A 20,763-nucleotide genomic window follows, 5' to 3' on the forward strand; every position below is an offset into this window, starting at 1 on the left:
CCGCGGTCAGCCTATGACCCGCAGCATCTCCCGTGCCCGATGGTCCAATTCGGCAACGTGGCGACCTCCGCGTTGCCGAACGGGCGAGAGGTCGCTCTGCATCCGGACGATGACGTCGCGGACGCGGCCCGACAGGACGCCGGCCATGGCATCGAGGGCTTGCCCCCAGGTAGTGCATGCCTCGTCGAGGTGGCCCTGCTGAACCTGGACGGCGCCGAGGTAGCCGAGGGTCACGCTGTGGGTGCGGGCGTATTGCTGGCGGCGGCGAGTGGCAACGCTGCGCTGAAAGTGGATCTCCGCGTCGACTGGCTGACCCAGGTCGCGCAGGGCGCAAGCCGTCTCGTGGGCGAGGGAGGCTTCCTGGAAGAAGTCCACGCGGCCGGGCGCACCGTCGTTGTCCGCGCGGGCGAGGTCCCGCTCCGCGCGACTGATGGCCGCGATGGTGCCAGACCGGTTGCCGTCGGCCGCGAGCGCTCGTGCGTGAACGATCGCGAGCAGAGCTTTCTCCCGCTGGCTGGCCTGGCCGTAACGGTCGCGGGACATGGAGGCGTCGGCCAGGGCGAGCGCTTTGCGTGGGTGCCCGAGGTCCACTGCCTGATGGGCGAGGGCTCGCAGAATGTGACCGGCAAGTGGTCCGTCCCCGGCTTCTGCCGCAATGCGGGTGGCAAGGGTGAGGTAGCGCTGGGCTGTTCGGTGCTCGGAGGCGTCGAACGCCATCCAGCCGGCGAGGTAGGTCATCTCCGCGACAGCGGAGTACGTGTCCCGGCGGCTCTGTTCCGTGCGGAATCGGCTGCCAAGCAGGGGGACTGCTTCGTCGCGAAGGTGGCCGGCCAGCGCCGAGCGCCCGGAGGCGCCTCCGCGCTGCTGGTCTCGCGCGGAGTAGAAGTTCGTGAGGTCGCGGACGTCGTCGATGTCGGCCTGGGCCACCAGTCGGGGAGAGACTGCCGTGCGTCTGGCTGCTGCGGCAGGGGCGGCTGCCCACCACGAGGCGGTGGGCAGGGCCAGGCCGGCGGCGGAGTACGCGGAGGTCGCCAGCAGCTTGCGTCGGTGCATGTCCAGATCGTCGCTTCCCAGCTCAGCCAGCACAGTCAGAGGGTCGACGCTCCAGTCGGAGCCACTGTCGGCCGTGCCTGTTGGCACTTCCTCCAGCCCGAGGTCAGCCAAGGTGAGGCGGCGGCCGAGCCTGCGGGAAAGCGTCTCGCGCAGGATATGCCGCGCTATCCCGCTGGGCTTCGTACCCAGGACCCACATAGAGATATGCGAACGGGAGATGGCCTCCAGCTCCCGTACGCCACTCTCCGCAGCCACGCGGGCAACTGCAGCGGCCGCTTGAGGCTGGGACCAGCCCGCTTCGCGCAGAAGGGCGGAGAAGGCGAGGTTTCGCTCACGGGCCATGGACTGCCCCTCGGTCTCGAAATGATCTTTGGCGCCTTTGGCGGCCTTGGCAGCCGTGCAGGCATACCCCTCGGCGGTGATTCAGGGTTCGCTCAACGTAGCGGCCGGGTCACTCACTATGCACCTCAGCCGTCGGCACTCCAAGGCGAACCCCACTTAACTTGGCTTGATCCACACAGGAGTTGTGTCATGCGCCTCTCGCTGTTCCTGCATCAGACCCGTCACAGCGATGGTCGAGGCAAACTGGCCAACCTCACCCTGGGATCGGCCGATGTCCAGCGGGATCAAGCGGTGGCTGCAGCAGAGACGGTGGCGCTCGTGCTGGACGATGAGTCCCCGCTGCCGCAGAGCGCCGGCGACGTGGAGGAGCTTGCACGGCGCCTTCGCGGTCACATCGGACAGCTCGGGGCCGTCGTGCCGCCGGGAGCCGCAACACTGCGCGGCGCGCAGCAGCTCGCTTCGGCAGGCGTCCCCGACGAGTACATGCCGAGCAGGGTTCATCTGGTCAAGCTGGCCGAGGCCACTCAGGTACTCGTTGCGACCGTACAAGCTCACGGCGTGGTCCCCGCGAAGCCCATGCGGAGACGGCGTTGGTGGAGGCCGCAGCTCAATGTGCTGCGCGGCTCGGTCTTCGCTGTCGCCTTCGTCCTCTTGGCTCTGGCCGCGTCGGTGCCACGGGCATGACCGCCACCGGGGCAGTTCTGATCGCGGTGGTTCTCGGCTCGATGGCGTGGCTGATTCTTCGCGGTGGCCCAGCAACCGGCCGCGCCGCTCCCCAGAACGAGGACTCCGCACCGGGGCAGAACGGACCTCCCCCGCAGGTGCCCACCAAGTCCTTCCTCATCTACCGTTCCCGGCCGCTGCGGCGGCCCGATGCCATCCCCGGATCCGCGGGGTCTACGGAGATCCACACGATGACTCGCCTTCCGCGTATCGAGCAGTACGGCCTGATCGGCGACATGCAGACCAGCGCCCACGTCTGCGACGACGGCTCGATCGACTGGCTGTGCCTGCCCCGCTTCGATTCGCCGGCCGTCTTCGCCAGCCTCCTCGGAACCCACAAGCACGGTTCCTGGCAGATCGCCCCGGCCCCGTCTGCCGGCCGATCCGACGCCGGAGTGGTTTCCGAGCGCCGGTACCGCGGTGACTCGCTCGTCCTCGAATCGCTGTGGCGCACCTCGACCGGATCGGTTCGGGTACTCGACTTCATGCCGCCGCGCGACGGAGCACCCCAGGTGATCCGGATCGTCGAGGGCGTGGCCGGCGAGGTGCCGATGGTCTCGGCTCTGCGTCCGCGGCCGGGGTACGGCAGCGTCAGCCCGTGGATCCACGAGGTCGAGAGGCGCATGGTCGCGGAAGCCGGCGCGGACGCTCTGTGGCTCGACACGGGCGTCCAGCAAGTAGAAAAGGACGGTGTCATCGTCAGTGCCTTCGCCGTCGCCGCCGGGCAGAGCGTGGCGTTCGTTCTCAGCTGGTGCCCCTCCCACGCAGCCTCACCGGAGGTTCCCGACCCGGAGACCGCTCTCGCCGAGACGCTCGCCTTCTGGCAGGACTGGACGCAGGAATGCACCTACGACGGGCCCTACCGCGAGGCAGTGGTTGGTTCCTCGATCGCGCTGAAGGCTATGACGTATGCGCCGAGCGGCGGGATCGTCGCGGCCCCGACCACGTCGCTGCCCGAGGAGATCGGCGGCGGACGGAACTGGGACTACCGCTTCACCTGGCTGCGCGACGCCTCCACTACCTTGGCCGCGCTGCTGGGAACCGGCTACCGGCAGGAGGCCCATGCGTGGCGGCGTTGGCTGTTGCGTGCGGTGGCCGGCGATCCGGAGAACCTGCAGATCATGTACGGGATCACCGGCGAGCGGGATCTGCGCGAGCGGGAGCTGCCCTGGCTACCGGGGTACGAGGAATCAGCTCCGGTGCGGGTCGGGAACGGGGCGGCGGACCAGCTGCAACTCGACGTGTACGGCGAGTTGATCGAGACCCTCTACCTCGCCCACCAGAGCGGTGTCGCCCACTGCGCCGACACCGCGGCCCTGCACCAGCGGCTCATCGAGCACCTGACCCAGCGCTGGCAGGAGCCCGACGAGGGAATCTGGGAGATACGCGGGGCACGCCGGCATTTCGTGCACTCCAAGGTGATGGCTTGGGTGGCCATCGACCGCACCATCCGTCTGGCCGAGGCCGGCGCCCTCGCGCTGGATCCGGGCCCCCTGGTCGAGCTGCGCGAGACGATCCACCGCGAAGTCTGCACCCGGGGGTTCGACCCGGTGCGCAACACCTTCACCCAGTCTTACGGCTCGCAGGAACTGGACGCCGCCACACTGTTGATCCCCCGGGTCGGCTTCCTTCCGCCCGACGACCCCCGCGTCGTTGGCACCGTGGACGCCGTACGCCGGGAGCTGTCCACGCCGGTCGGGCTCGTGCGCCGGTACCCAACGGTCGGCAACCACCCCGGATTGGACGGCCTGGCGGGCGATGAGGGCACCTTCGTCCTCTGCTCTTTCTGGCTCGTGGATGCCCTGGCTTTGACCGGCCGCATGGAGGAGGCCCACGCCCTGTTCGAACGCCTTCTCACGCTGCGCAACGACCTCGGCCTCCTCGCCGAAGAGTACGACCCCGTCCAGCAGCGCCAACTCGGTAACTTCCCGCAGGCGTTCAGCCACATGGGCCTGATCCAGAGTGCCCTGCTCCTGCAGCAGCTGGCGACACAGTCCTCTCCTCACCGAGGCGCGGTGGCGGTTCCGGCGCGCCGTTCCCCCTCACTCGGGTCGCTACAGAACCGCAAAGCCCTGACGTCGCAGCACGCCTAGCCGCCTCTTTCCACTGACGAGGATTCTCATGTCTGACAGCGCGTTCCCGCCACGGCCGGCCGCGACCGGCCACCGCCGACGGCGGTCGCCACGGACCGATGCCTTCACGGTGCACCGCGTCCGTCGTGCCGTGGTGCTGCCCCTGCTGCTTCTTTCGGGCCTGCTGGGCATCGCCTTCGCCGCCTGGTCGACGGCCGCAGTGGCCCTCGGCTGGCTCCTGGTCGGCCTGGTCTGTGGACTGACCGGGGTCGCCCTGGTAGCGGCCCGCGGAGCGCGGACGGCCGCCGACGCCGTGCAGACAGCCGCAGAGGAACGACGCGCGGCGGTGCTGACCGCTGTCACGGGAGCGGCGGCGGCCGTCGAGAAGTCGGTGGCGTGGTCGGCGGACGAACTGTGCCGAGGAGCACGACCGCGGCTGCCGGACATGCAGATGCCGCAGCCGGCCAGTGCGGCAGCCGAGATCGACAAGGCGCTCAGTGCACTGCAGGTGCAGGCCATCGCCTCCCTGATACGCGTGCACGACGAGTCCCAGTACGTCGTCCTTCTGGAAGTACTGCGCCGCCTGGCCACTCGGGAGCACGCCCTGGTCGGGAAAGCGCTGGAAGCACTGACGCAGCTGGAGATGCTGACCGACGATCCGGAACTGCTCGCGAAGATCTTCGAGATCGACCACCTCGTGACGCGGATGCGACGTCAGGTGGAGAGCACCGCGGTGCTGGGCGGGCAGTCCCTGCGCAGCGTGCGCCAGCCGGTGCCCGTCACGACCACATTGCGCGGTGCGATTTCCGAGGTGGTGCAGTACCCGCGCGTGGTGGTCGCGGCCGGTTCCGTGGGGGGCGAGCTGGGGCTTCCCGGACACGTGGGTCCGGACCTGACGCACCTGCTGGCCGAGCTGATCGAGAACGCATGCGAGTGCTCCGACCCGGCGACGAAGGTGATGGTGCGGGCGCAACGGGTACCGAACGGGCTGGCGGTTGAGGTCGAGGACCGGGCCATCCCCATGCACCCGCAGGACCGCGCACGGATGAATCATCTGCTCAAGGCCCCCGATGAGGTCGATGTCAGCGGTCAGGTGCGTGATGGGCAGCTTGGCCTGCTGGTCGCCGCGAAGATCGCCCAGTCGCACGGCTTGTCCGTTCTCCTGCAGGAGAACGTGACGGGAGGAACCACCGCTCTGGTCGTCATTCCGGCCCGGCTCCTCGTAGCGATTTCTCCCGTGGGTGACGCGGGTGCTCGACGCCGGGAAGCACGCCCCTCCACGCTCCAGCCACGGCAGGCTGCCGCAGCGACGGCTGCTCCTGCAGGGCAGGTCCAGCACCCGCCCGCCGTAGGCCGGCCGGGAGGCGACTTGGAGGGGCAAGCTGCTCCAGTGCCCGACCTTCCCCGGCGTACGCGGCAGACCGGTTCCTTCCCTCCACCGCGTGAGCGGGAGCAAGCCCCCGCTACCGCGGCGTCGCCAGGGCTCGCAGCCGCCTTTCGCGCGGGCATCGAGGCCGGCGGGGCCGCCGGTTTTCCTCCCCCTCCGGCCGAGCAGCCCAGGCCCTGACCATCGCCCGGCCCCTCCCCGTTCCCGGTGGCCCGGACATGTCCGCCGGCCCTTCCCCCTTTCTGGAGCGATCCTCATGAGCACCCACCCTGAAATGAACCCGACGCCCGGTGTCGCGCCCGCATCCGAGGCGACGGCGAGCCATCAGCGGGATGACATGGCATGGCTGCTGCGGCAGTTCGCCGACGACGTTCCGGGCGTCCTGCACGCCGTTCTGCTGTCGCGGGACGGGCTGCGGCTCCTGGACAGCGAAGTCGACAAGGACTGGGCGGACGAACTGTCCGCAGCGCTCGCCGGTATGGCCTCCCTCGCGTCGAACGCCACCGGTCCCACCCACCGGAAGCGGCCGGCCAGGCAGATCATCATCGAGCGCGACGACTGCCTGTTCTTCGTCCAGAGCGCCGGCCGCAGCGCGGTCTTCGAAGACCACCCCGGCAACGAACGCGGGGAGGTGGACACGGTCCTCGCCGTCATCGCTGCCCCGGACGCCGACGCAGGCCCCGTCGGCTTCGAGATGGGGCGCCTGGTGAAGAGGTTCGCCCCCTACATGCAGATCCCCGTCCGCGTCGGAACAGGTGATGAGTCCCGGTGAGCACCCACGGCGATGCGGCCGAGGACTCGACGTTCGTGCGGACCTACACGCTGACGCGCGGGCGCACCAGGCCGCGGCACCTGCTGGGCTTGGACACCGTGCTGGACACCGGCCCTGGACGACCCGGCCTGGGCCAGGTCGAGGAATGCGAAGAGATCCTCGCCCTGTGCCGGGATCACCGACGGTCGGTAACCGAGCTGGCGGGACGGCTCGGCCGCCCCGTCACCGCCGTCAAGATCCTCGTCTCGGACCTCCTGGACTCCCAAGCCCTTGTCGTCTCCGTCACCGATGCCTACGGCTCCGACGCAGACGCGGATAGACGTCCCACCACCCACCTGTTGGCGGCCCTCTCAGTGGCCCTGAAAAGGAAGTTCCCCGATGCCATCGCCTACCGCCAGGCCGGATGACCCGCCTGTGGGCTTGCGGACTTCGCATGCCGGTGCACCGACCGTGCTGAAGATCGTGATCGCCGGGGGTTTCGGCGTCGGCAAGACCACCGCTGTGGGCGCGGTCAGCGAGATCACGCCGCTGAGTACTGAGGAGTACCTGACCGAGGCGAGCACGGACGTGGACAGCCTGGAAGGTGTTGAGGCAAAGCACACCACCACGGTCGCCTTCGACTTCGGGCGCCTCAGCCTGCCCGACGCGCCCGTACCTCTGGAGCTGTTCCTGTTCGGCACGCCTGGCCAGGACCGGTTCGTCGACCTCTGGTACGAACTCTCCCGCGGGGCCGTCGGTGCGGTTGTCCTGGTCGACACCCGGCGTCTGGAGAGCAGCTTCACGCCCGTCAGCTTCTTCGAGGACATCGGCCTGCCCTTCGTCGTCGCCGTGAACCACTTCGACGGAGCCCACCGCTACCACCCCGAACAGGTCCGCGCCGCCCTCGACCTGCCCGCCTCCGTACCGGTGGTCACCGACGTTTCGCCCCACTGGGCGGAGGGCGCGAGGGCGACCTCGTGGGACGCCCGCAATCCGAGCCACGTCGCCGGCGTCCTGCTAACCCTCGTCGGCCACGCAGTGCAGAACACACCGGCGCGCCCCGCTCACCCCACATCCGCCACCACCCTCCAGGACGCCTGATGTCGTATCAGCCCAACGATCCCCACCTCGGGCCCCAAGCCGCCCCGTCCGCGCTGTCTCTGCCGCAACGCGGCATGCGCGACGGCGCCCACGGGCTGTTCATCCCAGCCGGTGCTGCCATCACCGGCCCGCAGGTCCAGCAGGCGACCGAACTGGCGCAGCGGTACGAGCTGCTGGAGCGTCTGGGCGTGTCGACTGCTGCCAGCGCGGACTTTGACGAGCTGGCCCGCGACATGGCTGAGAAGACCGGGTTCCTGTACGGGTTCGTCAATCTGTTCCTGGAGGAGCAGACCTTCGTGGGACTGCACCAGCCGCCCGCGGACAGCGGGTACGTCATCGTGGGCCGCACCATGAGCCACGACCACGGCTGGTGCCCGGAGGTCGTGGCCCGCAAGAAGGCCCTCCCGCTGCACGACGTGCACGCCAGCCCCCGGTTCAGCGGTAACCACGTGGTCGACGCGGTCGGCATCCGCTCTTACTTCGGTGCCCCGCTCATCCATGAGAGTGGCACCGTGCTGGGCACGGTCTGCGTCATCGACCCCGAGAAGCGCCCCCTGAGCGAGGCGCGACGGCTCAGAGACATCGTCATCGACGCCGGCACGCAGGTGATGGACCGCATCGCCCCCGCGCCCTTCCGCTAGACCCGTTCCACCGCCCCCGCCCGGGAGCCGCTAGCGACACCCGGCCGCTCCACCGCGCGACTTCATCCAGGGAGAGGGAGACGACCATGCCCGCCACACCAGCCACACCGCCTCCGGCGCTGCGTCCTTATCTCACCGCCCGCCACGAACTGCTGTGGGACGAGGTGGACGCCTTCGCGGCCGAGCACGTCGCGCCGCGCGCGGAGCGGATGGAAGCCGCTCCGGGCAGGGTGGAGCGCAAGGTCGCCGATCTGATGGCCGCGCGGGGTTGGTTCGCCGTCACCGTCCCGGCTGCCTTCGGCGGTCTGGGCGCCGGCCATGTGGCCAAAACGGTCCTGATCCACCGCATCGCCTGCGTCTCGGCGGCTGCCGCAGCCATCCTGCAGGCCACCCTGATCCCCGTCGGCGCCCTGCTGCACTTCGCCACCTATGAGCAGAAAGGCCGCTGGCTTCCGGGGGTGGCGGACGGTTCGCTGCTCCTGTCGATCGCGGTGACCGAACCGATCGCCGGCGGACACATCGGTGGCATCGAGACGACCGCCGAGAAGGCCGGCAACCACTGGCTGATCACCGGCAGCAAGATCCATATCGGCAACAGCCATCTCGCGGGAGCCCACCTCGTGATCGCCCGGACCGCCGAGGCGGGCGTGCGCACCTCGCAGGCGCTGACCGCGTTCATGGTCGAATCCGACCGCCCCGGGCTCTTCATCCCTGCCCACCGCCCCGGCCTCGGACTGCACGGCTTCTCCGCCGGCCGCCTTGACCTCGACCACGTCCGCGTCCCCGTCGACAACGTGATCGGAGAGATCGGCCAGGGTCTGAGCGTCGCGCAGAGCAGCAGCATCCTGTATGGCCGTCCCAACCTGGCCGCCGTCAGCCTGGGCATTCACGAGGCGGTCGCGGCCACCACGACCTCCTACCTCAAAGCCCGGCCCCGCTACCGCGGCGCCCTGTCCGATCTGCCGGTCCTGCGGGACCGAGTCGGCGACATGGAGGCCCGCCTGCGCGCTGCACGCATCCTGGCCTACCAGGCCGTGCACCTCCTCGATCAGGGCCTGTCCTGCGACGCCGACCTGATCAACGCCAAGTACCTGGGCCACCAGTGGGCCATGACGTCTGCCCAGGACGCCATGGAACTGCACGGTGCCCACGCCCTCGACCGCGAGTACCTCCTCCAGCGCCTGTGGCGCGACATCCAGCACACCCACCCGCCGGCCGGAACGGGCGAGGTCCAGCGAATACGCCTTTCCGACGCTGCCTTCGACGAAGACCACATCCAGTGGTCCGAACGCCTCGCTGCCGAACCGGCCTGGGCACAACCCGACCCCACCGCCGCATGAACCCCCGCGCGCGGCACCCCGTGAATCCCGACCGCCGCGCGCGGGCCCGTGCCGCCGGCCCCCGTCCCCCCGCGGGGCCGGCGGCACCCCTTCCGGAAACCGTCCACCCCGCCGAGAAAGAGACACCCGTGACACCGTCCACGACGACCAGCGCACCGATCACACCGCTGAAGCCGACCCACCAGCGCGTCGCCCAGCACCTCGTGGACGGTCTCACCACCCAAGACATCACCACGAGGACGGGACTGTCGCCCCACACGGTCCGTCAGTACGTCCGCGACATCCGGGTGAGCGTCCACTGCCCGCCTCGCTGCAAGCCGCACGTGCTCGTGCATCGCCTGTTGGCGACCGAGCAGGTAGCCCAGCCCAAGACGGACCGGGCAACGCCGGAGCTCAACGCGGAGAAGCAGCTGCTGCTGAAGGCGGTGGCTGAACTCAGCTCCCCCCGCGACATCGCCCTCGCCGCCAAGATCGCCCCCGCCGATCTCCGGTCCGCACTCGACGAACTGCTCGACGAGACGGGCGCCGCCGACGTCACCCAGCTCGTCGTCCTGGCCCACGCCTGGCACCTACTGGGCACCAAGCCGACCGGCACGGTGGAGAGCGGAGCAGCGAAGTGAACACGTCTCCCTTCACACCGTCCACCGAGCCGTCTCCCGCATCACCGCACCAGCACGCATCAGAGTTATCAGCCGTGTACGAGATGCGAACTCTGTGCACGGACGCCGAGCGGGACGAGGCCGCCGCGCTCGTCCAGGACCGTCAGAGCTGGCTCACCATGCGCGGCCTGCCGGTACCCGCCCGAGCCGATGTCCCAGCCCTGTTCCGCGATCCTCAGTCGAAGCCGGCCGGACTGTTCGAGGACGGTGTGCTGCTGGCCTGCATGATCCCGCAGCGAGCGCCCGACCTCGCATGGGGTCAGGGCCTGTGTCTCTTCCTGAGCTGCATCCACACCCTGCCTGACAGCTCCGACGACACCACCCAGGTGATCACCCTGTGGGCCTCCGACTTCGCAGCACGACTCGACCTGCCCCTCGTGCGCGCCGAGGCCCTGGCCCGCCAGCCCCTCGACGTTGATCGGATCGCCCCCTTCCTTCGTCGGCTTACCGACATGGGCTGGGACGTGCGCGGGTCGGGGGCCGGCCAGCACGAGGAGCGGGTCGCTCGCCTTGAACTCATCGCCGAGCATCGTTCGGGACTGAGCGCGCTCATCGCCTGCCGGGTCCACGAACCGCAGTGCTCCGCAGACAGCCGGAACATCGCGTGACGGCCGCCGAACCCCTGCGACCGGACCTCGCACGCGAACTCATCGACCGAGCTGTGAAGGCGGCAGCGCGCAGAGCCAAGCGCCTGCGCAACCAGCTCGACGCCGTCCAACTCGGCCAAGACCGTCACGCCGACCACGCCGACGCCAAGGTGTTGCGCCGCGTTCTGGCCGAACACGACTGGCCCGGCCACCGCCTCGTCGGCCCCGACGCGGCACGTGCCGCCTGGAGCCTGGCTCTTCACGCCGACGACGACGCTGATTTCCAACGGGCGGCCACCATCCTGCTGGAGCGCGCGGTCCAGGACGGCGACGCGCGCGTCCAGCACTGGGCCCACCTCTACGACCGCACCCTGGTCAACAGCGGTCGCCCCCAGGAGTTCGGGACTCAACAGGTTGTCGCGGCGACAGGTGTTGAGCTGTGTCCGGTGCGCGCGCTCGATTCCTTGGACCAGCGAAGGGCCACCGTTGGACTGTCACCGATCGCCACGGCCCTGGAAACGGTGCGTCGCCGGTTCGCGCAGGATCACCAGGCCGGCGACTCCTCGACCGTCGTGCTTGCGGCGGTCGCATGACCCAGCGAGCTCCGCCCGCTCCGCCGATCCGACGCACCCACCGATCCCTCTTACCTGAAAGGACTGTTGAGGTATGAAGCTCTCCACCGCCGTCCTCGCCGCTGGCGCTGCCGTCTCCCTCACCACCGCCACGGTCGGAGCCGCCCGGCTCCGGCAGGACGCGCGGCACCAGACCGAGCGGAACGAAGCGGTCGTCGCCCGCAACCAGCTCGACTGGCTGGCACAGATGTCCACCAACCCCGACCTCGCCAAGCTCTGGGCCCCCGAGGGCATGGACGCCCAGGAGTACATGCACCTACTCAAGGCCAACCAGCTGATCTGCATCCTCAGCCTCCGCGACCGCCTCGGCTTTGTCCGCGACGGGCACCTACCGTTCTTCGCCTCGATGGTCATGAGCAGCGACGTCTGCAGGCGTTACTGGGCCCGTTTCGGAGACCTCCGCGCCCAGGAGGCTGACGGCGACGAGCGCGCCGAGCGGTTCACGGCCGCCCTGAACCGGGCCGCGCAAGCCCATACGCAGGAACACCCCGCAGCCGTCTCGTGAAGGGACTGCCTCATCCTGCCCGAGGCAGCCTCGCCCTCAATTCGCGAAGGAAACTAATGGACTTCAGTGCCGTCCCGCTCCCGTCCGGCGATTTCACCATTGGAAAGACATTCAGCTTCGAGGCTGGTCACCGGCTTCCCGGGCTGCCGGGCGAGCACAAGTGCTCGCGCCAGCACGGGCACAGCTACGAGGTCGAGGTCATCCTCACCGCGCCCTCGCTGGAGGAGCCCGGCTTCGTCACGGACTTCGGGGCGCTCGCCCCGTTCAAAGAGTTCCTGAACACCGAACTCGACCATCACAACCTGCACGAGATTCTTCCCTTCGAGCCGACCTCGGAGCGACTGGCCCAGTTCCTGGCCGGGTGGTTCGTCCAGAATCTTCAGCCCGCCATCCCCGGCCGCCTGGTCGCCGTTCTGGCCCGCGAGACCCAGAGCAGCTGGGCCCGCTTCGATGTGGAGCGGCAGTGACCGCATCCGAGACGATCACCGACGAACCGGCGGCTGAAGAAGGCGAACCCCGCCTGATCGTCGCGGAATGCTTCGGCGTCGAGGTGCCGACCTTCCAGGGCGAGGGGCCGAGCTGCGGACACCCGGCGCTGTTCATCCGCCTGTCCCGGTGCAACCTCACCTGCGCGAAATGCGACACGAAGTACACCTGGGACTGGTCTAGGTTCGATCCGCGCAAAGAGTCGACGAAGCGGTCCGTGGCGGACCTGGTGGCCTGGGCGGAGTCCTCGCCGGTCGAGCTGGTCGTGATCACCGGCGGCGAGCCGTTGATCCAACAGGCGCGGCTGGTGCCTCTCGTGCGGGGGCTGACAGCAGTCGGCAAGCGGGTCGAGTTCGAGACGAACGGCACCATCGCGCCCGCTCCCGAGCTGATGGCCGACGGGATCCGGTTCAACGTCTCGCCCAAGCTCGCCAGCTTCGGCGTGGAGGAGACCAAAAGCATCGTCCCCGCCGCGCTGGAGTCGTTCGTGGCCTCCGGGCGGTCGGCGTTCAAGTTCGTCGCTTCCACGGTGGCCGACCTCGACCGGATCGCTGAACTGGCCGACGCCCACCGGCTCGCACCGGTGTGGGTAATGCCGGAGGGCACCACCCCCGAGGCGATCACCGCGACCACCCGGGTCCTCGCGGACGCGGTCGCGGCCCGGCACTGGCACTTCACCACCCGGCTTCACGTGTTGGCCTTTGCGGACACCCGAGGCCGCTGACCGCACGCGCCACCATGCCCATCCGTTCCCCAGTCCCCGGAAACGAGAGACGCCCATGACGACCTCTATCGCCAGCCCGGCAGTGGCGCCGCCCGCCGCCGCCCCTGGGCCCACTGCGGCCATCGACACCGGCCGGGTCGCCGGCCTGATCCACCAGCTCTTGGTCGAGCTGGGCGAGGACCCCGCCCGCGAGGGGCTGACCGGCACTCCGGACCGCGTAGCGGCCTGGTGGAACGCCTTCCTGTCCCCGGACGGCGCAGCAACGGCCACTTGCTTCACCGAGTCCCAGTTGGGCGGTCAGCTGGTCATCGTGGGCGGCATGAGCGTGTGGTCGCTCTGCGAGCACCACATGCTGCCCATGAACTTGCAGGTCACGGCCGGATACGTGCCAGACGGCGAGGTGGTGGGCCTGTCGAAGTTCGGGCGGATCGCCCAGCACTTCGCCGGCCGACTGCAGGTCCAGGAACGCTTCACCCGCCAGGTCGCCGAATACCTGGGCGGCGTGATCGGACACGAGAACGTCGCCGTCACCGTGCGCGGCGTGCACCTGTGCATGAGCATGCGTGGCGTACGGATGGAGGAGGCCCGTACCACCACTGTGCACTCGGGCGGGCGCTTCGGTACCGACCTCGTCCTTTCCCAGCAGTTCCTCACCCTCACCACCGGCCTGTGGGGGGCGCGGTGACCGCCAACACCGGCATCGGCTTTTCCGTCATCGCTCCGCCTGCCTACCTGGAGCACTTCGTCGCCCAGGAGCCCGCCCGCGTCCACCACGTCGCCGCCCAGCGCGTGCTGTCCGACGAGATCTACCGGGGCTTCTTCGCTCGCGAGGCCGAGCGTGGAGCCGAGATCATCGTCGACAACGGGCTCTTCGACCTCGGCTACGCCCTGCAGGCGGAAAGCCTTGTCGAAGCCGCGCTGGCGGTGTCAGCGAGGGAAATCATCCTGCCGGACGTCATGCGGGACGGGGCCGCGACCTTTAAGGCGAGCGAGAAGGCCGCGCGCGAGATCCGGGAGCTGTCCGCCGATGCATTCCGGCTGTGCGCGGTACTGCACGCCGGGGACGATGACGAGTGGCTGCGCACCTACGACGCCTTCGTGACCAGCGACTGGGCCGGGGCCATCGCCCTACCGGCCTCGCGTCGACCGGACCCCGACGAGCAGCTGTGCCGCACCCGCTGGTTGGCGACCGCCTACCTGCAGGACCACGGCTTGGTCGACGATCTGCTCGTCTACCGGCTCCTCGGTCTGGGCCGGACCGGGCACCTGGAGCTGATCGAGCAGCGCGAGCACGAGTGGATCTCCTCCGTGGACGGCGCGGCCCCGGTCATCCTCGGCGCGATGGGCGTCGCCCTGCTGCCCGAAGGGCCGTACGAGAAGCCCTCCACGCCCCGCATCGAGAAGCTCGGCCCGATCCCCGAAGACCGGTTCGACCTCATCCGGAAGAACATCTCCGTCGTCCGCGCGGCGGCCGGCAGCACCGTGACGATCGCCGAGGAGCACCGATGACCCCCCTACTGGCCGACCCCGCCCCCGGGCTCCTGCGCGCCGCCCCGATCGAGCCAGCCGGGCACACCATGACCCACGCGAGGCTGCTGCGCTACCTGGAGATCAAGGTCCACCACCTCGTCCAGGACCAGAACTGGGACAGCATCCGCGTCATCGGCGGCTACGACCGCACAGCGGTGGTCTCCCGGTACGAGAAGACCGGGAAGCTGTTCAACATCGAGCGGCCCACCGCGGAGGTCCACGGTCGTGACCTCGTCGTCAAGGCGTTCCCTGGAGCCGACTACGTCCAGCACTACGCCCTGATCATCGCCACGTACCTGGCCATGACCGGCCGCCCGGCCAGCACCGTCACCTATCAGCCGCCCGATCAGGAGGAGTGCCGAACGGCGCTCAACGCGTTTGACCTGGAACTGGACGGCGACCTGGTGGTCGTCGGCTGGGGCCTTCAGTACCTCGCTCCCGAGAACGGAGTCTGGACTCGCGGGCCCGGCTACGCGTGGCAGCGCACCGAGGTCGCCGGCCGTCGTGTGGTCTACCTCGGGTTCCTCCACAGCATCTGGGGGGACGTGGCCGGACGGGTCGTCGCGCGCCTTGCCGAACTCGGCGCAGGCGATGTCGTCTACGTCGGCAAGGTCGGCTCGCTGACTCCGGGCGTCGAACCGAACGCCTGGCTGGCGACCGGCAACACCAGCCTGATACGCGGGGCGTTGGTGAGCTGGGACGACTTCTTCGGCGACTACGCCGCCGCCCACGACGGGGTGCGCAGCGGTCTGCACGTCTCCTCCCCGTCGATCTTGCTGGAGAACCGCGACTGGCTTCTCCAGCACACCGCCTCGTACGCCTTCGTCGACCCGGAGATCGGTCCCATGGGGGCGGCGGCGCGTCAGGCGGGGATCAGGTTCGGTTACCTCCACGTCATTTCCAACAACCTCGCCACCCACTTTCCCGCCGACCTGTCCAATGAGCGTCACAGCGACGTCCTGCGCCAGCGCGCCGTCCTGGTGGACCGCATCCGCACCATCATCACCGGTCGCCTGACCTCCAGCCCGACCCACAGCCTGGGAGAATCCCGATGACGGCGAACGCGCCGACCACCCCCGCAGCCGGGAAGTTGATCACCTTCGTCGGCGGTGACGGGGCCGGCAAGTCCACCCTCGCTGCCCGCCTACACCAGGCCATCAACGACGCCGGCCACACGGCAGTCCTCATCGGCAAGCACAGCACCGACGTCCCCCAGGACCCGGAACTGTCCGCCTACCTCGACCGTCTCAACGAGCTGGTCTACCGGCGCGACGCCCGCGTCGCCCAGGCATGCGGCGACCACTACTGGCTGCTGGCCCTCGCCTCCTGGTACACCCTGCAGGACCGGCTCGTCATCCAGCCGGCCCTCGCCGCGGGCACCCACGTGATCCTCGACAATGCGCACCACAAGATCCTCGCCCGGTACGCCGTCAACCCCAAGGTCTCCCCCGGCCTGTGCGAGCACGTCTTCGCGCATCTGACGCAGCCGGACCTGGTGTTCTTCCTGAACATCGGTGCCCGCGAGGCACTCGTCCGCAAGGGCTCGTTCACTTCCCTGGAGGCTGGCCACGCCGGCGGCGGTGACGAGGACTTCATCCGCTACCAGGACACCGTCTTGGACCAGATGCGCGAACAGGCGCAGCGAGGTACCTGGCTGACGCTGGACGTCGCCCAGTTGGACCGCGACCAGGTCTTCAAGGCCGCTGCCGCTGCCCTGGCCGACCGTCTGCATCTGACCGTCTGACCCGGCCCTCCCGCCCCGATCGACAAGGAACGCACCATGGACCAGGCCCTGCCCACCAGCGGGACAAACGTCTGCCACGGCATCATCTGGGCGAGCGGAGACCCCCGCCTTTTGCTCGCCCCCGTGACCGGCGGGCCACTTGTCTACGCCCCGGTCATGGGCAGGCGCCTGGGTTACCAAGTGAGCGGTAGCGGCCGGTGGTGCACCGGCCGGTACCGGTTCGCCGACCGCGTCCGCGTCGAGGCGGTCGCCTGCCCTGACCGGGCCCCGGCCGAGGCCGGCGGCCAGTGCGCGGCCTGCGCCGGGCGGGACGACTTCCGCTTCGCCCACCGGTTCCACTCCGGCGGGCACGTTCCCGACGCCCTGGCGGCGTACATGGCCCAGCCGCACTGGCTGTACCTGGCGACGTTCGCCGACGGCACCACCAAGATCGGCACCGCGGCCGAACCCCGTAAGCGCTCCCGCCTCGACGAACAGGGTGCCCTGATCGCTACCTACCTCGTCCGGAGTCCTGACGGCCGCGCCGTGCGGTTTCTGGAGGATGCCCTCACCCGCCGCCTCGGCCTGACGCAGACCGTGCGAGCCGCGGCCAAGCTGACGGCCCTGGCCGAGCTGCGCGACCTCGCCCCGGCCCGCGCCGCCCACCAGCAGCACCTCGACCGCGCCACCGAGGCCCTGAGCGGCCTGAACGTCCCGGCCACACCGGAGCCGTGGACGCCGCCCGGCGAAGGCGACCTGCTGCGGACGCCGGAGACCGGGCGCGCCTTGTACCCGCACGACCCACGCTCCGGTGAGCACGGGCTGACGGTGCTCTCCTGCCTCGGCTCCCAGGTCCTCGCCACCCTCGACGGCGACGGTCAACAACTGCCCTACCTGCTCGACCTCGGCACCCTCAAGGGCCGGCGCATCGTCCTCGGCGCACAGTTCTCCTCACCGCCCGCCGCCATACAGTCCGCGCTCTTTTGACCCTGTCCGAACGCACGGCCTGCACTGCCGGGCCGCCCCGAGAAGCGAGGCCACAGCAACATGGCACCCCAGGACGCCATCCTCGGCTGGGACAAGGACACCAACGCCGAGGCGTACAACACCTTCACCCGCGCCCACCCCATGTACGACGCGACCAGCCGCGACCTCGCACGCCGATGCCATCTGGCCAACGCCAGCCTGGTGGTCGACCTGTGCGGCGGCGCCGGCGCGACCGCCCGCGCGATCCTCGACCTGATTCCCGCCCGCGCCCGGGTCGTCTCCGTCGACAACGCCGCCGCGATGCAGCGTGCCGGCCGCCGCACCCTGACCGACGCCCGCCTGACCTGGATCACCTCCCCGGCCGAACGGCTCGCCGACCACCTCCACGCTGGCAGCGCCGATGCCGTGGTGTGCAACTCCGCGATCTGGAAGACCGATACCGCCGCAGTGTTCGCGGCCGTCGCGCACATCCTGCGCCCGGGCGGGCACTTCGTATTCAACATCGGCGGCGGCTTCGCCAGCGTCCGGCACCCCGACGAACTGTCCGCCCGCACCGGGCCTTCCCTCAACGCCCTCATCCGCCAAGTCGCCGCTGAGGCCCACGGATACACCCCACCGCCTCGCGACGCCGACAGGCCGCCGAAGCTGCCGCTGGAGACAGCCACCGAGCAGCTGACCGCGGCGGGACTGACGGTCGTCGAAACAGAGGTCACCGCCCAGCACAGCACCATGGCCGAGAAGAAGGCGTGGCTGTCCATCCCCGTCTTCGCGCGGCCCGAGGGCGACTTCACCCACGTCCAGCGGATGCAGATCCTCGACACCGCCTACGCCATGACCACCCCCGACGCCCCGGCCGTGACGAGCTGGCTCGTCGTCGTTGCCCAACGGCCGGAGGCCACCGCATGACCCCGGCCGCCCCGGCTCCCAGCGGCAGGATCCGCCTCTGTGACCACGCAAGCGTCGGGGTACTGATCTCCTCCCCGAGCGGCCTCCTGGTGTTCGAGCGGGCGACCCCTCCAGCCGGAATCGCCCCGGTCGCCGGCCACGTCGACCAGCATGGTGACCCCGAGCAGACAGCCCGCAACGAGGTCCTCGAAGAGGTCGGTCTCACCGTCACCCACCTGCACCTGCTCCTGGACCAGTGGCGGCCCAACCACTGCCGCCGCACGCCCAGCGGTCCGGTCGGCCACCACTGGTGGATCTTCCAGGCCGAGGTTTCCGGGTCGCTGCGCCCCTCGGCCCGGGAGGTCCGCGCCCCCCGGTGGATCCACCCCGACCAGCTGCAGCAGCACGCGCTGCGGACTGCCGCGTACGCCAATGGGTGCCTGGACCGTGAGGAGTTCGAGCGCGAACCCGGTCTGGAGCCGGTGTGGTGCCGTTTCTTGCACGGCCTTGAGCTTGTCACCCTGCCCGCGGCTGACCTCGATCGGATCGAGGCCGTCCTATGAACGGCGACCAAGGGCCTACCTCAGCGGGAGCCGACCGCCCGGCCTGCCGCAAGGCGGCGAGCGTGCGCACGGATCCGCTCACGGTCCGCGGGGAAGACGCTGTCCCAGTCGGCGTCCAGACGGAACCATGCCGCCGGCTGGTTCTGCTCCCCGGCGAGCGGTGCGTCGCGTTCGGCGACCGCGGCATAGGACAGGCCCAGCGTCGGAGACCAGTCGGCCCGGTAGGAACGCACCGCCACGGCTGCGGGCTCGGGCAGCAGCTCGCTGTGCAGGCCGGTCTCTTCCAGCAGCTCTCGTGCCGCCGCCGCACGCGGCGCCTCGCCCGGCTCCACCTTGCCGCCGGGCGGCACCCATCCGCGCACGCGGTGCTTGACCAGCAGGACGTGCTCGAAAGCAGGGTCGGTGACCCACACCTCGGCCGCCAGCGGCTCCATCGGGTGCCGGCGGGCTTCCTCCAGCCAGGCCCGTGCACCGTCGAACTCCGATGCGGCGAGGCGGGCATCCGCAACAGCCTCGTCCAAGATCATCTGACCGACTTCACCATGATTCACCCGCCCCACCCTAGGCCGACGAACCGGCCGAACGTCGCAGCGACGAGCAGGCAGCCATCCGGGGATGTCCGGCCGACCCGGCGGCCCCTTCGGGCTGCAGGGCGATCACCCGTGGCGCCCGCTTCACACGAAGGAGACCAGCGTGCACGATGAGCAACCCTCGGCCTGGGGAGCCTGGGTCGTCCTCGGCGGCGTCCACCTCCTCAACCGGAGCGCACCACGGCGCCCAGACGAGCCGATCGTGCTCGTACGGGTGCCACCGCAAGAGGTATGCCGACCAGCAACCACCGTGATCGTCCGCTGGAACGAGCTGGGGCTCTGCCCAGCCGAAGCGCTGCACCCCGGCGGCACCCGGCTAGGGGCGGCCAGGATCGACGGCGGCAAACTGTTCCCCGACGCCATCGCCGGCAATGCCCTGCGCGGCCTGGTCGGCACCGAGGCCGCCCCCGGCCTGGTGCCGCTGTGCTACCTGGCCGAACACCCCGGCGGCGGCTACCACGCGTACGCGCAAATCCGCTTCCACCCCGAGGACGCCTGCTTCGTCCGCACCACCCGAGAACCAGTCGGCCACGGCCCGGTCGAGGAACTGCGCTGGCTTGAGCCCATGCTGACGGCACACGCCGAGTCGGGCACGGCGCTTAACAACCACCTGCGTTACTTCCGCAAGCACTTCTCCGGCACCGAGCTGGAGTTCAAGTACACCCTCGACCCGGCACCGGACATCTGGGCCGCGTCCATGGAACTACTCAAGGCACTGCGCGACGGCAAGCTGGAGGGCTGCCGTCCGGAGTACCGGGAAGAGTTCCAGATCCACCACACCGAGAACCATCTATTCGACGTCACCGGCCCCGAGCCCGAGATCGGCTACGCCTCCTTCATCCCCACCGTCACCGCCGGGCACGTGCTCAAGCGGAAGTGGTTCGCCGAGGACGCCTTCGCCCGCCGCGAGGAACTCACCCCCGGCCTCGGCATCACCTCCGACCGCTTCGAGGCGTTCCTGCGCGAAGACCTGGGCCTCCAGGTCCGGGCCATGCCGCCCTTCCAGCGCGTCCGCTACGACATCCAGTGCGAGTCGCTGCGCACCGGACACGTCTACGGCATCTTCCTCGACCGCTGCGCCCTCCTGGCGGCCCCCGAGGTGGTGCTCTCCCAGTGCGAGCTGGAGTATCTCCGCTCGCGCAGCATCCTCGACCACGACCAAGACGAGGTCCTCATCGAGATGAAGCGGATCGACATCTGGCTCTGCGAGTACCTCGCCAGCCACGGCTGGGCAGCCGAGCACACCTTCTACTCGAAACGCAGCTTCCTTCGCGACGCCATCGCCCTCCGCCCGGATCTCGCCACACCATGACCGACCAGGCGGCCCCCGGCAATCCCCCGCAGGAGGTACCGCAACCCACACGAGTGATCGAACACAGCATCACAAACCGCCCCACCCGACCACAGAAGGAGAGGGCTCGCTATTCGAAAATGCGTTCCAGATTTCGCCCGCGTCCACCCGTTACGGCGACAGCAGACCCG

Annotated in this window: 24 protein-coding genes; 22 read left to right on the top strand and 2 right to left on the bottom strand. The window is 69.7% G+C overall.

The annotated features are described in order from the left end of the window. Window positions 1-6: 6 nt before the first annotated feature. A complete protein-coding gene (locus ACFWSK_RS07895) occupies window positions 7-1,395 on the bottom strand; it encodes a Tat pathway signal protein (protein ID WP_383783003.1) in 1,389 nt (462 codons plus the stop codon). 189 nt (window positions 1,396-1,584) lie between these two features. Here ACFWSK_RS07895 and ACFWSK_RS07900 point away from each other — a divergent pair, with 189 nt between their 5' ends. The 21 genes from ACFWSK_RS07900 to ACFWSK_RS08000 all read left to right on the top strand — a co-directional run bounded on the left by ACFWSK_RS07900 (window position 1,585) and on the right by ACFWSK_RS08000 (window position 18,691). Continuing rightward, window positions 1,585-2,079 carry a DUF6415 family natural product biosynthesis protein gene (locus ACFWSK_RS07900; RefSeq protein ID WP_383783004.1) on the top strand — a complete coding sequence of 165 codons (495 nt, stop codon included), beginning with the start codon at window positions 1,585-1,587 and terminating at the stop codon, window positions 2,077-2,079. A gap of 230 nt (window positions 2,080-2,309) precedes the next feature. Continuing rightward, complete coding sequence (locus ACFWSK_RS07905; RefSeq protein ID WP_383783153.1) at window positions 2,310-4,211, top strand: glycoside hydrolase family 15 protein; 1,902 nt, start codon at window positions 2,310-2,312, stop codon at window positions 4,209-4,211. A 28-nt stretch (window positions 4,212-4,239) separates the two neighbouring features. Then, window positions 4,240-5,757 carry a sensor histidine kinase gene (locus tag ACFWSK_RS07910; RefSeq protein WP_383783005.1) on the top strand — a complete coding sequence of 506 codons (1,518 nt, stop codon included), beginning with the start codon at window positions 4,240-4,242 and terminating at the stop codon, window positions 5,755-5,757. A 76-nt stretch (window positions 5,758-5,833) separates the two neighbouring features. Then, window positions 5,834-6,349: a roadblock/LC7 domain-containing protein gene (locus tag ACFWSK_RS07915; RefSeq protein WP_383783006.1), complete on the top strand. Its 516-nt coding sequence runs from the start codon at window positions 5,834-5,836 to the stop codon at window positions 6,347-6,349. Next, window positions 6,346-6,756, top strand: coding sequence for a DUF742 domain-containing protein (locus tag ACFWSK_RS07920; protein ID WP_383783007.1), 411 nt, complete (start codon window positions 6,346-6,348; stop codon window positions 6,754-6,756). Before ACFWSK_RS07915 ends, ACFWSK_RS07920 begins: the two co-directional genes overlap by 4 nt. A gap of 43 nt (window positions 6,757-6,799) precedes the next feature. Continuing rightward, window positions 6,800-7,429 (top strand): ATP/GTP-binding protein, encoded by a 630-nt coding sequence (locus tag ACFWSK_RS07925; protein WP_383783008.1) that lies wholly within the window; start codon window positions 6,800-6,802, stop codon window positions 7,427-7,429. Next, window positions 7,429-8,070 carry a GAF domain-containing protein gene (locus ACFWSK_RS07930; protein WP_383783009.1) on the top strand — a complete coding sequence of 214 codons (642 nt, stop codon included), beginning with the start codon at window positions 7,429-7,431 and terminating at the stop codon, window positions 8,068-8,070. Before ACFWSK_RS07925 ends, ACFWSK_RS07930 begins: the two co-directional genes overlap by 1 nt. 86 nt (window positions 8,071-8,156) lie before the next feature. Continuing rightward, on the top strand, window positions 8,157-9,410 hold the full coding sequence (locus ACFWSK_RS07935; protein ID WP_383783010.1) for an acyl-CoA dehydrogenase family protein: 1,254 nt from the start codon (window positions 8,157-8,159) through the stop codon (window positions 9,408-9,410). Between the two features lie 128 nt (window positions 9,411-9,538). Next, entirely contained in the window at window positions 9,539-10,030 is a 492-nt protein-coding gene (locus tag ACFWSK_RS07940) for a helix-turn-helix transcriptional regulator (RefSeq protein WP_383783011.1), read from the top strand. Between the two features lie 74 nt (window positions 10,031-10,104). Then, window positions 10,105-10,677 carry a hypothetical protein gene (locus ACFWSK_RS07945; RefSeq protein ID WP_383783012.1) on the top strand — a complete coding sequence of 191 codons (573 nt, stop codon included), beginning with the start codon at window positions 10,105-10,107 and terminating at the stop codon, window positions 10,675-10,677. Continuing rightward, window positions 10,674-11,249, top strand: coding sequence for a DUF6624 domain-containing protein (locus tag ACFWSK_RS07950; RefSeq protein WP_383783013.1), 576 nt, complete (start codon window positions 10,674-10,676; stop codon window positions 11,247-11,249). The genes ACFWSK_RS07945 and ACFWSK_RS07950 overlap by 4 nt, the downstream gene beginning before the upstream one ends. A gap of 73 nt (window positions 11,250-11,322) precedes the next feature. Beyond that, complete coding sequence (locus ACFWSK_RS07955) at window positions 11,323-11,793, top strand: DUF6082 family protein (RefSeq protein ID WP_383783014.1); 471 nt, start codon at window positions 11,323-11,325, stop codon at window positions 11,791-11,793. Between the two features lie 56 nt (window positions 11,794-11,849). Then, window positions 11,850-12,260 (top strand): 6-pyruvoyl tetrahydropterin synthase family protein, encoded by a 411-nt coding sequence (locus ACFWSK_RS07960; protein WP_383783015.1) that lies wholly within the window; start codon window positions 11,850-11,852, stop codon window positions 12,258-12,260. Further along, window positions 12,257-13,003, top strand: coding sequence for a 7-carboxy-7-deazaguanine synthase QueE (locus tag ACFWSK_RS07965; protein WP_383783016.1), 747 nt, complete (start codon window positions 12,257-12,259; stop codon window positions 13,001-13,003). The genes ACFWSK_RS07960 and ACFWSK_RS07965 overlap by 4 nt, the downstream gene beginning before the upstream one ends. Before the next feature lie 55 nt (window positions 13,004-13,058). Beyond that, window positions 13,059-13,688, top strand: a complete 630-nt coding sequence (folE, locus tag ACFWSK_RS07970; protein ID WP_383783017.1) for a GTP cyclohydrolase I — start codon at window positions 13,059-13,061, stop codon at window positions 13,686-13,688. Next, window positions 13,685-14,512 carry a hypothetical protein gene (locus ACFWSK_RS07975; RefSeq protein WP_383783018.1) on the top strand — a complete coding sequence of 276 codons (828 nt, stop codon included), beginning with the start codon at window positions 13,685-13,687 and terminating at the stop codon, window positions 14,510-14,512. The genes folE and ACFWSK_RS07975 overlap by 4 nt, the downstream gene beginning before the upstream one ends. Further along, the gene (locus ACFWSK_RS07980) at window positions 14,509-15,588 is read left to right on the top strand and encodes a hypothetical protein (protein ID WP_383783019.1); all 1,080 of its coding nucleotides are present in this window, start codon (window positions 14,509-14,511) and stop codon (window positions 15,586-15,588) included. Before ACFWSK_RS07975 ends, ACFWSK_RS07980 begins: the two co-directional genes overlap by 4 nt. Then, window positions 15,585-16,277, top strand: coding sequence for a dTMP kinase (locus ACFWSK_RS07985; protein ID WP_383783020.1), 693 nt, complete (start codon window positions 15,585-15,587; stop codon window positions 16,275-16,277). The genes ACFWSK_RS07980 and ACFWSK_RS07985 overlap by 4 nt, the downstream gene beginning before the upstream one ends. A 36-nt stretch (window positions 16,278-16,313) precedes the next feature. Then, window positions 16,314-17,243, top strand: a complete 930-nt coding sequence (locus ACFWSK_RS07990) for a DUF2797 domain-containing protein (RefSeq protein WP_383783021.1) — start codon at window positions 16,314-16,316, stop codon at window positions 17,241-17,243. Between the two features lie 60 nt (window positions 17,244-17,303). Continuing rightward, entirely contained in the window at window positions 17,304-18,149 is an 846-nt protein-coding gene (locus ACFWSK_RS07995; protein WP_383783022.1) for a class I SAM-dependent methyltransferase, read from the top strand. After that, entirely contained in the window at window positions 18,146-18,691 is a 546-nt protein-coding gene (locus tag ACFWSK_RS08000; RefSeq protein ID WP_383783023.1) for an NUDIX hydrolase, read from the top strand. Before ACFWSK_RS07995 ends, ACFWSK_RS08000 begins: the two co-directional genes overlap by 4 nt. A gap of 20 nt (window positions 18,692-18,711) precedes the next feature. Here the strand turns inward: ACFWSK_RS08000 and ACFWSK_RS08005 are convergent, their stop codons facing one another. After that, on the bottom strand, window positions 18,712-19,218 hold the full coding sequence (locus ACFWSK_RS08005) for an NUDIX domain-containing protein (RefSeq protein ID WP_383783024.1): 507 nt from the start codon (window positions 19,216-19,218) through the stop codon (window positions 18,712-18,714). Between the two features lie 166 nt (window positions 19,219-19,384). Between ACFWSK_RS08005 and ACFWSK_RS08010 the strand changes: the two genes are divergently transcribed. Next, window positions 19,385-20,593, top strand: a complete 1,209-nt coding sequence (locus tag ACFWSK_RS08010; RefSeq protein WP_383783025.1) for a hypothetical protein — start codon at window positions 19,385-19,387, stop codon at window positions 20,591-20,593. The last annotated feature ends 170 nt before the right edge of the window (window positions 20,594-20,763 follow it).

The sequence above is a fragment of the Streptomyces sp. NPDC058620 genome (genome assembly GCF_042717135.1).
GTDB lineage: Bacteria > Actinomycetota > Actinomycetes > Streptomycetales > Streptomycetaceae > Streptomyces.

Excerpts from the sequence above, each read along its gene's own strand:
- ACFWSK_RS07905 (WP_383783153.1), top strand. The coding sequence starts at position 2,310 with ATGACTCGCCTTCCGCGTATCGAGCAGTACGGCCTGATCGGCGACATG.
- ACFWSK_RS07955 (WP_383783014.1), top strand. The coding sequence starts at position 11,323 with ATGAAGCTCTCCACCGCCGTCCTCGCCGCTGGCGCTGCCGTCTCCCTC.
- ACFWSK_RS08005 (WP_383783024.1), bottom strand. The coding sequence starts at position 19,218 with ATGATCTTGGACGAGGCTGTTGCGGATGCCCGCCTCGCCGCATCGGAG.
- ACFWSK_RS07990 (WP_383783021.1), top strand. The coding sequence starts at position 16,314 with ATGGACCAGGCCCTGCCCACCAGCGGGACAAACGTCTGCCACGGCATC.
- ACFWSK_RS07960 (WP_383783015.1), top strand. The coding sequence starts at position 11,850 with ATGGACTTCAGTGCCGTCCCGCTCCCGTCCGGCGATTTCACCATTGGA.
- ACFWSK_RS07980 (WP_383783019.1), top strand. The coding sequence starts at position 14,509 with ATGACCCCCCTACTGGCCGACCCCGCCCCCGGGCTCCTGCGCGCCGCC.
- ACFWSK_RS07910 (WP_383783005.1), top strand. The coding sequence starts at position 4,240 with ATGTCTGACAGCGCGTTCCCGCCACGGCCGGCCGCGACCGGCCACCGC.
- ACFWSK_RS07985 (WP_383783020.1), top strand. The coding sequence starts at position 15,585 with ATGACGGCGAACGCGCCGACCACCCCCGCAGCCGGGAAGTTGATCACC.
- ACFWSK_RS07930 (WP_383783009.1), top strand. The coding sequence starts at position 7,429 with ATGTCGTATCAGCCCAACGATCCCCACCTCGGGCCCCAAGCCGCCCCG.
- ACFWSK_RS07935 (WP_383783010.1), top strand. The coding sequence starts at position 8,157 with ATGCCCGCCACACCAGCCACACCGCCTCCGGCGCTGCGTCCTTATCTC.
- ACFWSK_RS07895 (WP_383783003.1), bottom strand. The coding sequence starts at position 1,395 with ATGGCCCGTGAGCGAAACCTCGCCTTCTCCGCCCTTCTGCGCGAAGCG.
- ACFWSK_RS07915 (WP_383783006.1), top strand. The coding sequence starts at position 5,834 with ATGAGCACCCACCCTGAAATGAACCCGACGCCCGGTGTCGCGCCCGCA.
- ACFWSK_RS07900 (WP_383783004.1), top strand. The coding sequence starts at position 1,585 with ATGCGCCTCTCGCTGTTCCTGCATCAGACCCGTCACAGCGATGGTCGA.
- folE (WP_383783017.1), top strand. The coding sequence starts at position 13,059 with ATGACGACCTCTATCGCCAGCCCGGCAGTGGCGCCGCCCGCCGCCGCC.
- ACFWSK_RS07995 (WP_383783022.1), top strand. The coding sequence starts at position 17,304 with ATGGCACCCCAGGACGCCATCCTCGGCTGGGACAAGGACACCAACGCC.
- ACFWSK_RS08000 (WP_383783023.1), top strand. The coding sequence starts at position 18,146 with ATGACCCCGGCCGCCCCGGCTCCCAGCGGCAGGATCCGCCTCTGTGAC.